The following is a 13,030-nucleotide window of genomic DNA, read 5'->3' as shown; positions in this document are numbered from 1 at the left end:
GCGCTGGAAAACCGCGCGCGCGGGCTGGAAATCCTCACCGGTCTCGAGGCGCGGCTCGCCGGCTCCACCTTCCTGTGTGGCGAGGCGATGAGCCTGGCCGATGCGGCGATTTTCCCCTTTGTGCGCCAGTTCGCGCACACCGACCGTGAGTGGTTTGCCCGGCAAGCCCTGCCGCACCTGCAAGCCTGGCTCGCGGCGCATCTGGACTCGCCGATCTTTGCCGGCGTGATGCAGAAATATCCGGTCTGGACCGCCAATCGCGATAGCGATGGCGTGCCGTTAAGGGTCGCTCCATAATAACGCGTGCAGTTTGGCCATCGAACAGACGGTCGCCCGGCCGCCATGACACCCCGTCCAGGATCAGGAGATCTCCCGTGAACCGCATCTGGCTCCCCCTCGCCCTCGCCGCCTGCGCTGCCGCGCCGGCTCACGCCCAGCACTGGGGCTATGACGGCCATGAAGGGCCGGAGCACTGGCAGGCGATGAATCCCGACTGGGCCGTTTGCGCCGCCGGGCAGCAACAATCGCCGATCAATCTCACCGGTGCCATGCAGGCCGATTTCGCGCCCGCCATGATCGACTGGGCCGATGAAACCGCCGGTGTCGTGGTCGATAATGGCCATACCGTACAGGTCAGCGTCGAGAATGCCGGCGGCCTGATGCTGGGCGACACACATTATGCGCTGCTGCAATTCCATTTCCACGCCGCCAGCGAGCACACCATCAATGGCCGCCAGGCGCCGATGGAAGTGCATTTCGTGCACCAGTCCGAAGCCGGCGATCTCGCCGTGATCGGCGTGATGGTCGAGCGCGGCGACACGCTGGCCACCCTCGACTCGGTGTGGGCCGCCATGCCCGCCGACAGCCAGGCCTCACCGGGCATTGCCGCGCGCGTGCATCTCAATGATTTCCTGCCCGAAAACCGCGAATCCTTCCGCTATCAGGGCTCGCTGACGACACCGCCCTGCAGCGAGATCGTCTCCTGGACCGTATTGACCCATCCGGTTACGGCGACGCCGGGGCAGATTGGCGCGTTCGAGACCCGCCATCCCGACAGCTTCCGCCCGGTGCAGCCGCTCAACCGGCGCTATGTGCTCGTCTCCGAGGATTGAGCGGGTCGCCAGGACTTTTCACATCGGGCCCTGGACCATGTCTGGTCCAGGGCATCCTGTTGCACCCAGACGGGATTTTCGCTCTGGTGCTGGCCCGGCGCTATGGATAGATTCCGACTTTGGCTGACACGGATCGGAAACGCGAGATGAGCCTGCCCGTACTCCCCCTCAAGGGCACCTGTCGCTGCGGTGATGTCGGTGTCGAGCTGACTGCGCCGCCGCTGATGACGGCTGCTTGCCATTGCACGGGCTGTCAGAAAATGAGCGCCAGCGCCTTTTCCATCACGGCCATGGTGCCACCGGACGGATTTGCCGTAACCAGGGGACAGACCGAACGCGGTGGGCTTGGCGAGGGGCCGATCGACCACCGCTGCTGTCCGCGCTGCCTGACCTGGATGTTCACCCGCATCGAGGGCGTCGACGGCTTCATCAATATTCGTCCGACGATGTTCGATGACACTAGCTGGTTCACCCCCTTCATCGAGACCATGACACAGGAGAAGCTTGCCTGGGCGACAACGCCGGCGCGCCACAGCTTCGCCGGCTTTCCGCCGATGGACGCCCTGCCGGCATTGATTGCCGAATTCGCCGAGACGGCCTGATCGCTCAAGGCAATCAGTGCGGATCACCGGGCCGGTAACCACCCTCGCGCATCGACAGATCAAGCGTGCGCCATTGCTCGGCCGCGAAAAGCGGTGCCTGATCAGCGAAATGCGGTGAGCTTTCATTCAGCGTGGCGGCGCCATACTGGATGATGGCGGAGGCGTCGAGCGAACCATCGGCCAGCCACTCAACCAGCATGATCGAGGTATCGCCGGCCGCCGCCGTCAGCTGGCCATTGGCATCGAGATCATGCGCACCGGCATAGATGGCACGCAGCACGTCCGGCCCGCCGCCAATCGGAATATTGAGCTCACCGCGGACCAGCCGGTTGACCTCGCCCCATTGCGGATCGAGCCGGCCATGATGCGCCATCAATTCAGCGGCAGAGTCGCGCAGCGCCTCGACCGGGTCCATCAGCCAGGGATCATTGGTGTGCAGATTGCCGATACAGCGCACCGCGACCAGCACGCCCAGTGCCGCCTCGCGATTGGCGGTGTCGGTTGCAAGATCCCAGCGCCGCAGCACGGACTGGGCCTCGGTCATCGCCGCATCGCCAGTGAAATCCTCGGCGAGCAATTCATTGACCAGACGCGCGACCGGCGATTGGCCTGAATAGACCTTGTCGAACTTGATTTCGAGCAGGCGCTCACGGCTGATCGAACCTTGCGCCCGCAACAAGTCCAGCCCGCGCCAGGCGCGATTGGAATAGCGCGGCTGGATGCCGAATGTGGACGAATAGCCGGACGCATCGATATTGTCGGCCGGTTCGGTGGCGTCAAAGGGTGTCTGGTTGGCCGAAAGCAGCCAGCCACTGTCCGGATCGGTATAGATCGGCATGGCGGTGAGCGGCAGATATTCGTCCCAGATCAGTTCGGAGCGATCGCCGGGCAGATATTGCAGCCAGTCATAGCCCTCTCCACGCACCGGCATGCGGGCATTGTAGACATAGGCGATATGGCCCTCGCGATCAGCATAGACGGCGTTGAGCGAGGAGATGGCATTGATCTCCATCGCCGCCATCCAGCTGTCAAAATCCGTGGCGCGGTTCATCGCATACCATTGTTCGACCTGGCCGATCTGGTCCATGCCGGAATAGCGGATGGCGTAATCGCCATGATCGGTGCGCACCACAGGCCCATGACGCGACCACCACATATCACGCGTCACCGTCCAGCGGACCGGTCCGAAAATACCGACCGTCAGGCGCGCCGTGCCATGCTCGAGATCGAGCCATTCGCCGTCGAGGCGGTAGCGATCGCCCTCGGTCTCCAGCACATAGATGTCCGACAGGTCCGGCTTGTTGACCGTATGGGCCCAGCCGAGATCGGGATTGAAGCCGTGCAGGATAAGCGGCGCCCCGGGGAAGGTCGCGCCGGCCATGTCCCAGCCATCTTCGGAGTGCAGGCGCGCCTCATACCAGGCCACCGGCCCTTCAAAGGGCTGGTGCGAATTGATCAACAGACGCGTCGCGCCGTCGGCTGAACGACCCGGTGCAATGGCGAAGGCGTTGGAGCCGAAGGGCAGGCGCTCGCCGTCAATCAGCTGGAAGGCGGTCTCGCTGGAGCCCATCGAAATGGTGCGCTGACGCTCATCGAGAAAGAGTTCGGCCAGATCACCGTCCAGCCCGTACATGAAGGGCGTGCGCAGGACGAATCCGGCAATGATATCCTGCCCGCGCACCGGCAGTTCGGCGGACCATATCTGCCGCGGATGTTCGGCGGCATACAGGTTGAGCCCGTCTGCATAGGCCTCGACCAGTGCTCGCGTGGCCGGCGACAGATCGCGCTCATAGCGCGCCTCGACCAGTTCACGAATGCGCAGGAGCTGCACGATGTAATCCGTCGGTGCGGCGTCCTGGCCGGCATAGCGCGCCAGACGCCCACGCGCCGCCACCAGGGTGGTCTGCATGGTCGCCCAGTCATCCTCGGCCTGGGCATAGCCGAGACCGAAGGCCGTGTCGGGGTCGGTGACGCCATAGATCTGCGGCACGCCAAACTCGTCGCGCACAATGCGGACCGAATAGGTCTCGGCAACCTCGAAGGCCTGGCGCGAAAACGCCTGCAGGCTGAGATATTGCGACCCCATATTGACCAAGGCAGCCGCGACCACCAGCACAATGGCGGCCATGACGATACGGCCCCAGAACTTCGACAGCTTCATGAATTCTCCCCTTTGACGGCAAGTCTATCCCAGCGCAGCGCAGCCGCAAGCGGACAAAAAAAGGGCGCCCCGGTCGGAGCGCCCCTTCTCATTCGGTGCGGGTCAGACCTACTCCCAGAAATAGGGCTGACGGTCATTATCGCCGGTGACGGTCTCATTCATGGTCGCCGCGTCATAGAGACGGCCATTGAGCATGACCATGTCGATCTCGTCGGTATTGCCGATATCGTCGAGCGGATTGGCGCGCATGATGACCAGATCGGCGAGCTTGCCAACCTCGAGCGAGCCAATATCGGCGTCAAAGCCGAGATGCCGGGCCGGCATCACCGTCGCAGCCTGCAAGGCCTCGAGCGGTGACCAACCGCCGCGCGCCAGCGACCACATTTCCCAATGCGACGCCAGGCCTTCTTCCTGGCCATGAGCCCCGATCACGACATCGACCCCGGCCTGCATCAGACGATGCGCCACACGGGCACTGTCATCATCGACAAAGTCCGTTTCCGGGGCTGTGGTGCGCCGGACATTATTGGCCTGCAGGATGGTCGGCGGCACGTGCTGCGACAGAATCGGGTGCAGCCAGACATCCGTCGCCTGACGCCAATACGGATCGCCGGCCAGGCCGCCATAGGTGACGACCAGGGTCGGCGAATAAGCGACCTGGGTCTGGGCATACAGGCTGATGACGTCCTCATATATCGCCGAAACCGGAAGATTATGCTCCAGCGAGGAATTCCCGTCGGCGATCAAGGACATGTCCATATGATAATTGGACCCGCCCTCAGGCACGACCAGCAGGTCGGCCTCGATCCCGGCGGCAACAACCTGCTGGCGCTGGTCCCGGCGCGGCTGGTTGTAGTTCTTGATCGAGAGTGCGCCTTGCGATGCCAGGCGGAAGACATGCTGTTCGGCATCGTCGAGACTGTTGATCTCGGCATAGACCGATGGCGCACGCGCGCCATAGACGATCTCGCCGCTGGAATAGATCCGCGGTGCCAGAAGCCGGCCGGCGCGCTGATATTCGCTCGAGGAGAATATCTGGCTGGCGCGGCTGGACGGATCGTGGATCGTCGTCACGCCGAAGGCGAGATGGGCGATATCCGACCAGTTCTGCTCGGGAATGAGATCATCCGTGCCCTGCGGTCCGTGGGCATGGGAATCGATGAAGCCGGGCGTGATCGTGTGCCCCGCAACATCAACCACGCGTGCGCCTTCAGGCACCTCGATATCGGCCCCGATCGCACTGATGCGATTGCCGTCGATCAGGATGGTGCCGTTCTCAATCACACCGCCATCTTCGCCGGCCATGGTGATGATGCGCGCACCGACCAGGGCCGTGATGCCGGTGGGCTGGTCTGCGGTGACCGTCATGGACAGGTTCACGCCTTCGGTCGGCGGGGTATAGCCCTCGCCCTCTGCAGCATTGGGATTGGGACGGAAGTCCTCGATCCGGGCGGAATAGAAAACCGGTCCCATGGTCCAGTTGACCTGCTGGCCGCCATCACTCCAGTGGAAATAGGTGCCGCCATTGCCCGACAGCTCGGACGTCGGCAACGCACCACTGGTACGGCTGCCGCCGACCGCTTGCGGGCCGGGCAGAAGCGGGGTGACGAAGACATCGTAATTCTGACGGAAGGCGACGTGATCACCGGCGGGTGAGACCTCGTATTCGGTCACCAGTTCGCCGGTCGCGTGAATGCGCTCATTGGCACCGTTCAGATCCATCGAGACCAGCGAGGCTCCATCGCCGCCGCGGGTCACGAAAATCCGGTCATTGCGATTGGCGAATTGCGGGCTTGAGCCGCTCTCCGTCACCAGCGACATGGTGCCGCCGCGGGCCGGGATGGTGTAGACGCCCGGCGCTTCGGACCATTCCGCGGCGGTCAGATACCCGCCCGAACCTTTTTCAAACACAATGGTATTGCCATCGGGCGAGAAGCGCGGCCGGCGATAATGACCCGGCTCGGCGGTGACAACCGTTTCGCGGCCACCGCGCGCGGAAATCGTGCGGATCGAGCCCAGGGCCTGGTCATCCCAGGTCGCGAACACGATGGTGCGGCCATCGGCCGACCAGCTCGGGAAGAGCTCGCGGCGATCGCCATTATTATTCGTCAGACGGCGCGGCGCGGCATCACCTGAAGCGGCGCGGACCCAGAGCTGGCCGAGGCTTTCAAACACGATCTGGCTGCCATCGGGCGAGGCGGTAGCAAAGCGCGGCATACGGGTCTCAAAGGTCGCCGGAGCGACCTCGACCTGCGGGCGCGGCGGATCGACGATATCGCGGGTGTCGTTGACCGAGAACGGAATGTCGCTGACCGTGCCGCTGGCCAGGTCGACGCGGTGAATCTGGCCACCGGCCCAATAGACGATGGACTGGCTGTCGGGCATCCAGTCCATATTCGGATACATGCCGGTGACACCCCAGGTCTCCTGCATGTCCTGGTCGAGATTATCGACCAGACGGCGTTCCTCGCCGCTGTGCAGGTCCTTGATGTAAAGCGTCGACTGAATGCGCTCGCGGCGCACGAAGGCCATATAGCGCCCGTCCGGCGAGGGTGTTGGGCGCACCGCGCCGCCGGCACCGGAGACGGCCGTCGAGGTCTCGCCGGTTTCCAGGTCATAGCGCAGGATATCAAACAGATTGGTATTGGAATCCTGGGCGTAGATGAAGCTGTTCCCCGGGGTCACATTCATCGTGTAATAGACATAGCGCCCATCCGGCGAAAACATCGGCTCGCCGAGCTCCTTCTGGAAGCTCTCATTGGGCCGCTCGACCAGCTGAACGCCGGCGCCGCCAAGCACGTGATACATCCAGATTTCGCCGACACCGGCCGAACGCTGGGTGGTGAAATGCTTGCGGGCCGCGATATAGCGGCCATTGGGATGCCAGGTCGGATTATTGAGGAGGCGGAAGCTCTCATCGGTCAGCGCCGCGGCGTCCGAACCGTCGGCATTCATGATCCAGATATTGTCGCCGCCCCCGCGATCGGAGGTGAAGGCAATGCGGCTCCCATCGGGCGAGAAGCGCGGCTGGATTTCCCAGGGCATGCCCGAAGCGATATTGGTTGCCTCGCCGCCGGTCACCGGAATGGTGTAGATATCGCCAAGCAGATCAAACGCGATGGTCTGCCCGTCCGGGCTGACATCGAGGCTCATCCAGGTGCCTTCAGTGACATTGAGCGGCACTTGGCGCATGTCGAGGCCTGGATTGGCGACATCCCAGCCGGCGGGGGCCGCGTCTTCCGCAGCCTCGCCATCCTGCCAGGCGAGGCCCGGCGATGTACACAGAATGGTCGATGCAGCGAGTGCCAGAAGGTATCGGCTCATATTACGCTCCCCAATGAGTCCAAAGATTTTGGGGGAGAGTAGAGCGACGCGGCCAAAGCGACAAACTAACGGTTTTGTAACGTCAGGCCGTGCCGCCGTGGCCCGAACCTGCGCCCTGTCAGTGGGCGCCGCCCATACGGCCCAGACGGACCTGATAATCCACCGCCAGCGCGTATTCCGGATCATCATCGGCGTCGACCATCAACTGGCCGGCCTTGGTCAGCAGCTGGTGGCAGTCATGGCTGAGATGGCGCAATTCCAGCTGCTTGCCGGCGGCGTCATACTTGGCCGCGAGATCCTCGATCGCCTGCAGCGCCGACTGGTCGACAATGCGCGATTCATTGAAGTCGACGACCACACGCTGCGGGTCGCCCTTGATGTCGAAGAGTTCCATGAAGCCGGTGGCCGAACCGAAAAAGAGCGGCCCCTCGACCTTGTAAACTTTGGCGCCCGCGTCATTGATTTCGGTGACGGCGTGAATGCGCGAGGCGGCGTTCCAGGCATAAAAGAGCGCCGAGACGATCACGCCGACGATCACGGCAATGGCGAGATCGCTATACACGGTCACGCCGGTGACCAGCAGGATGATGAAGGCATCATTTCGCGGGATCCGCCGCAACACCATAATGCTCTGCCAGGCAAAGGTTCCGATCACGACCATGAACATGACGCCGACCAGGGCGGCGAGCGGGATCTGTTCGATCAGGCCGGAGCCAAACAGGATGAAAGCCAGCAGGAAGAGCGAGGCCGCAATACCGGACATGCGCAGCCGTCCGCCCGATTTCACATTGATCATCGACTGGCCGATCATGGCGCAGCCGCCCATGCCCCCGAAGAAACCGGTGACGATATTGGCCGCGCCCTGGGCGACGCATTCGCGCGAGGCACCGCCACGCTGGCCGGTAATCTCGCCAACCAGATTGAGTGTCAGCAGGCTCTCGATCAGACCGATCGCCGCGAGAATGAAGGCATAGGGCAGGATAACCTGGAGCGATTCCAGATTGAGCGGCATTTCCGGGATATGGAAATTGGGCAGCCCGCCGGCAATCGAGGCGAGATCGCCGACCCGCTGCACCGGAATATTGAAGCCGATCACCAGGGCGGCGACGATACCGATCGCGACCAGGGGAGCCGGAATGGATTTGGAGATTTTCGGCCAGAATTGGATGATGCACATCGTCAGCACCACAAGGCCGAGGGTGAGGATGAGGGGCATGCCCGTCATCCACACATGCTCGCCGGTTTCATTGATGATCTTGAACTGATCGAGCTGGGCGAGGAAAATCACGATCGCCAGGCCGTTGACGAAACCGAGCATGACCGGGTGCGGCACCATGCGGATGAACTTGCCCAGGCGCAATACGCCGGCGGTGACCTGGATGATCCCCATCAGCACCACCGTGGCGAACAGATATTCAATACCGTGTGTTGCCACCAGATGGACGATCACCACGGCGAGCGCGCCGGTCGCACCGGAAATCATGCCGGGACGGCCCCCGAAGACTGCCGTGATAAGACCAACAATGAAGGCAGCATAGAGACCGGCCAGGGGCGGCACACCGGCGACGAAGGCGAAGGCCACCGCTTCAGGGACCAGCGCCAGTGCAACCGTCAGACCCGCCAGAAGCTCGATCCGGATGCGTGTTGGATTGAGGTCCGGGCCTGCACCGCGATTGAGAACGGTTGCAGCCACGCGTTCCGCGAACACGGCGAGGGGAGATCGGTTCATCAGATGTATCCATTCGGTGTCGGCGCGCCACCGCGCGCTGGCCAGACCGGGCTTCTATGCTGCGACGCAGCAAAAGGCCAGTGGCAAAATCCACCGACCCGGCGCGTCAAGACTTTGCTAACTACGCTTCTCAACGGAATATTGTGTTCAATGCCCTAGCCTGATCGCTTCGGATAAGGGGTTAGGCCTTGGAATACTCCAATTCACGACGTCAGCCGCAGAGCGGCCCCGCCAATGACATGACCGACGGCACCCGCCCGGCAATGGCCGATGCGGCCGCCCTCACCCGCGCCCAGATGCGCGCCCGGGCCCGGGCGCCGCAACACCGTGTCAATCGCAAGGCGCTGGGTCATCTGATGCAGACGATCGATATTCTTGCGATCGCCATCATCAGCACGGCGGGTGCCTTTGCCGTGGCTGGGGGGGCCATCACCCAGGTACCCTCCGGCGAGTTACTGCCGCTGGCCGCCTTTGCCGCGCTGACGCCCGCCCTGCTTGTCATGTTCAAGCTCTACCAGGTCGATCCGCGCGGGATCGTGATCTATCGCGTCCTGACCGCTTTCATCGCCGCCGGGTTGAGCGGCGCCCTGATCATCGGCCTCGCCCATCTGACCGCACCGCGCGCCGTCGAGCTGGTGGCGGGCTTTGCCATCACGGCGACCTCTGCGGTCACGCTTTTGCACATCATCTATGCCGGCTTCATCGAGCACTGGGCCAAGGCAGGCCGCTTGGCGCGCAATGTCGTTCTTGTTGGCGCGACGGCGAATGCCCGCAAGCTGATCGCCGCCAACATGGGGTCCGGCACCGTCAATGTCGTCGGCATTTTCGACGACCGCAAGGCGCGCAGCCCGTCACAACTCGCGGGCGCGCCCTATCTGGGCGATACCGATGACCTGTTCAAATGGGGCACCCTGCCCGATGTCGACCGCATCATCCTGACCGTCACGCCCAGGGCCGAAGAGCGCGTGCGCATTCTGCTCGGCAAACTGCGTGCCCTGCCGCAACCGGTTTGTCTGCTGCTCGATCTTGAGCATTTCGATCCCGACACCACCAGTCTCGAAGATGTTGTCGGCGTCCAGGCGGCGCGCATGAGCGGGGTTGAGGAACGCATCGGTCATCTCATCGCCAAGCGTCTGCAGGATCTGGTCTTCGGCTCGGCCATGTTCATAGCCCTGCTGCCGCTCATGCTCATCATCGGTGCTGCGGTGCGACTGGGAAGCCCGGGCCCGGCGATTTTCCGCCAGCAGCGCGAAGGCTTCAATGGGCGCATGATCACCGTCTATAAATTCCGCTCGATGCGGCACTCGCCCGAGCGGGCCTCGCAGGCTGTGCGTCAGGTCGAGTTTGACGATCCACGCGTTACGCGGCTGGGCGGTTTCCTGCGCCGCACCAGCCTGGATGAATTGCCGCAATTGTGGAATGTGCTGAGCGGCGAGATGTCGCTGGTCGGCCCGCGCCCGCACGCACCCGGCATGCGGACGGGCGGAACAGAGACTTCCAAACTGGTGGCCGAATATGCCCATCGCCACCGCGTCAAGCCGGGCATAACCGGCTGGGCCCAGATCAATGGCTCGCGTGGACCGCTGCATTCGCCTGAGGCCGCCCGCGAACGCATTCGCTGGGATGTCGAGTATATCGCACGCGCCGATTTCTGGTTCGACCTGATGATCATGCTGCGCACCCTGCCTGCGCTGCTCGGCGACAAGATCAATATTCGCTAGCGCCGTGTCCCGCCTCCCGGCAGGCCGGGGCGGAGCGTTTCATATCCCGCTTGAGCGCTAGCGGCGCAGCAGGGATTGCGGATGCATCCGGTTGCGGCGCCACAGATCCTGCAGCGCTATCAGCATGGGCGCATCGCCGGGCGGGGTGACAGCGTCGGGATCGGCACCATAGACCGGGTTGAACATGTTCTCGCGGTCTTCATAGACCCGCCAGCCACTATCCCAGCGAAAGATCGCCCAGCCGGCACCCGCGCGTTCCAGGGAATTGACCCGCCGGCGCAGATAACGCGCCGCCTGCGGCGCCCAGCGTGCGACACCAAACTCACCCATCATCCAGCGCGCCGCATCCGGCGGTATAAACTCCGCCTCGCCGAGTTCAAAATCGATCCCGGCGCCCCGGGCCTGGTGCGTGTAGCCGCGGGGGCTGTAATCATGCAACGCCAGCACAATGCCCGGCGCCGAATTCAGGTCGAGCAGGCCGGCAAAACGGCTATGCCCGAAACCATCGGGATTGATCAGGATCGGGGTCTCGGTGTCGTGTTCGCGGATCACGGCAGACAGACGCCGGGCCAGGGCTGGCCAGTCGGCCGGCGTTCCTGCGACCTGTTCGGCCAAGAGGGCCGGATCCCATTGATCGAGATCGCCGCCATCGGGTCCCGGCGCCGCCTGGTTGGCATTGGGCTCGACCATCAAGAGATAGCCGGCAACATTGGCGCGGGCACGGAAGCGCTCGGCGGTGCGGCGCCACATCATGTCCCAGCCGTCCTGGGCTTCGCGCGATGTCCAGACATCATCATTGATCATCGAAGCGGGAAACCAGCTGTCCGCGGACTCGCGATGGAAGGTAAATTCGCTGCGCCCCGGCCCGGTTCGAAAACCGATCACGACATAAAGCCCGGCGAGCTCGCAGCGGCGCACCAGATCATTGAGATGATCCTCGACCGCCAGATCGGGCATATAGGGCGCCCACTCCGCAACCGTGCCGGGATGGGACAGCACGACCAGATTGGCACCGCTGGCGGCGAGTGCCTGCAAGGCCGTATCAGTCACCGGGACACCCACGGCGCCGGAGCCGAGGAATTCTGTCCCGTCGAGCTCGGGAAAGACCCGGCGCTGGGCCAGTACCGCGCCGCGCAAGTGCGGGCCGGTTGCGTTATTCCATAATTCCAGCCGGCTGGTCTGGGCCCGGGCGCAGCCGGTCAGGCCCAGCGAGGCGAGGCCGGCCGCAGCGATGACAGATCGGCGGTTCGGGCCGGTCACAGCGCGTAAAATCCGCTGAGGCGATCGATCTTGCGCATCAGCTTGCCCGGCCACTGCCTGACGGGGCCCAGCGGCGCCGTCTCGACCGTCCGGGTCAGCGCCCGGCCGGCATTGCGCGTCGCGAGCAGCAGCGACGGATTGGCGATGCAGCCGCGCGCCAGACCGATCTGATAGCTCGACAGATCGCGCTTGAACTGGAAATCGCCGGGCCCGAGTTCGAGCGCGACATGCCCCTTGGCCGCAGCGGCGCGCGCCGCCTCGGTCAGCAGCAGGACACCGGCGCTGAGCTTGGCATAATCGGCGTGATAGGCGGGGAACCAGTAATGCGAGAGCCGGTCGCTCTCCATCCCGATATGCACCGAGACCAGCTCATCGCCGACATAGAGCGAGGAACAGGAACCGGAGAAAAACTCGCCCTTGCGGCGCAGCACGGCCTTGAGCAGATCGCGGGTCCAGGCCACGGAAAAGACGTTGAAGACATTGGTCGCGGCGTATTGCTGGCCCTTCCATTCGAGCATGCGGTCGAAGGCCGCCTCGCTGGTTTCCTCCATCACATAGCGATGGCCACGCTCGAGCTCACCGAGCTTGCGGCGGCGGCCGCGCAGGGTCCGCATGGCCTTGGAATCGACCTGACCCCGGCGCGTCTCCCAGGCCTCATAGCCTTCTGACAGATCCAGCATCCAGGAGGCGACTGTCTCATCGGCATGGTCGCGAAAGGGCTTCTGGCTCGACAATCCGGCATGGAAAGCAAAGAGCGGCAGCCCGGCCTTGTGCAGAACCTCATGCAGATCGACCTCGACGTCCGGCTCGGTGATCACGCCCTGGACATCGCCCATCGGGCCGGCCAGCGGCCGCGCATACCCCAGCTTGCCCGTGTGCAGCGGCAGGAATCCGATGATCTGCCCGCCCCTGCGGATCACCAGCACACGCGTATCATCGCGGGCCTCCTGGCAGCACTCGGCGAATTCGAGGGCGAAATAGGGGCTGGCGAGCGCGGGGTCGGCAGCGACGAAGGCGCGCCAGGCCTGTTTCTCGGCGTCCGATAATTCACTGGGTCGTTTTGATCCAACATCCATAGGCTTGATTCCGCTTATACTTCCGGCCCAACCGGGCCGTCCCCG

General features: G+C 63.7%; 9 protein-coding genes. 4 read left to right on the top strand and 5 right to left on the bottom strand.

The window, feature by feature from the left end; translation table 11 throughout:
- From AAC023_RS05170 to AAC023_RS05160, 3 genes are all read left to right on the top strand, one after another.
- Positions 1-297, top strand: a 297-nt coding sequence (locus AAC023_RS05170; protein ID WP_339738835.1) for a glutathione S-transferase C-terminal domain-containing protein, incomplete at its 5' end; no start/stop codon positions are given.
- Positions 298-374: 77 nt separating this feature from the next.
- A complete protein-coding gene (locus AAC023_RS05165; protein WP_339738833.1) occupies positions 375-1,112 on the top strand; it encodes a carbonic anhydrase family protein in 738 nt (245 codons plus the stop codon).
- A gap of 146 nt (positions 1,113-1,258) precedes the next feature.
- The gene (locus AAC023_RS05160; protein WP_339738831.1) at positions 1,259-1,714 is read left to right on the top strand and encodes a GFA family protein; all 456 of its coding nucleotides are present in this window, start codon (positions 1,259-1,261) and stop codon (positions 1,712-1,714) included.
- Between the two features lie 13 nt (positions 1,715-1,727).
- On the opposite strand, the gene AAC023_RS05155 is transcribed toward AAC023_RS05160, so the two are convergent.
- The 3 genes from AAC023_RS05155 to AAC023_RS05145 all read right to left on the bottom strand — a co-directional run bounded on the left by AAC023_RS05155 (position 1,728) and on the right by AAC023_RS05145 (position 8,928).
- The gene (locus AAC023_RS05155) at positions 1,728-3,875 is read right to left on the bottom strand and encodes a penicillin acylase family protein (RefSeq protein ID WP_339738829.1); all 2,148 of its coding nucleotides are present in this window, start codon (positions 3,873-3,875) and stop codon (positions 1,728-1,730) included.
- A gap of 108 nt (positions 3,876-3,983) precedes the next feature.
- Positions 3,984-7,199 carry an amidohydrolase family protein gene (locus tag AAC023_RS05150; protein WP_339738827.1) on the bottom strand — a complete coding sequence of 1,072 codons (3,216 nt, stop codon included), beginning with the start codon at positions 7,197-7,199 and terminating at the stop codon, positions 3,984-3,986.
- Between the two features lie 118 nt (positions 7,200-7,317).
- A complete protein-coding gene (locus tag AAC023_RS05145) occupies positions 7,318-8,928 on the bottom strand; it encodes a SulP family inorganic anion transporter (protein ID WP_339738825.1) in 1,611 nt (536 codons plus the stop codon).
- 239 nt (positions 8,929-9,167) lie between these two features.
- Between AAC023_RS05145 and AAC023_RS05140 the strand changes: the two genes are divergently transcribed.
- On the top strand, positions 9,168-10,649 hold the full coding sequence (locus AAC023_RS05140) for an exopolysaccharide biosynthesis polyprenyl glycosylphosphotransferase (protein ID WP_339738823.1): 1,482 nt from the start codon (positions 9,168-9,170) through the stop codon (positions 10,647-10,649).
- 57 nt (positions 10,650-10,706) lie between these two features.
- Here the strand turns inward: AAC023_RS05140 and AAC023_RS05135 are convergent, their stop codons facing one another.
- Entirely contained in the window at positions 10,707-11,909 is a 1,203-nt protein-coding gene (locus tag AAC023_RS05135; RefSeq protein ID WP_339738821.1) for a cellulase family glycosylhydrolase, read from the bottom strand.
- Positions 11,906-12,985 carry a GNAT family N-acetyltransferase gene (locus tag AAC023_RS05130; protein WP_339738819.1) on the bottom strand — a complete coding sequence of 360 codons (1,080 nt, stop codon included), beginning with the start codon at positions 12,983-12,985 and terminating at the stop codon, positions 11,906-11,908. The genes AAC023_RS05135 and AAC023_RS05130 overlap by 4 nt, the downstream gene beginning before the upstream one ends.
- Positions 12,986-13,030: the final 45 nt, after the last annotated feature.

Origin of the sequence: uncultured Maricaulis sp., assembly GCF_963976135.1 — a bacterium.
In the GTDB taxonomy this organism is placed as follows: Bacteria; Pseudomonadota; Alphaproteobacteria; order Caulobacterales; family Maricaulaceae; genus Maricaulis.
The sequence above is the reverse complement of the archived record's forward strand: the minus strand, read 5'-3'. Positions and strand labels throughout refer to the sequence as shown.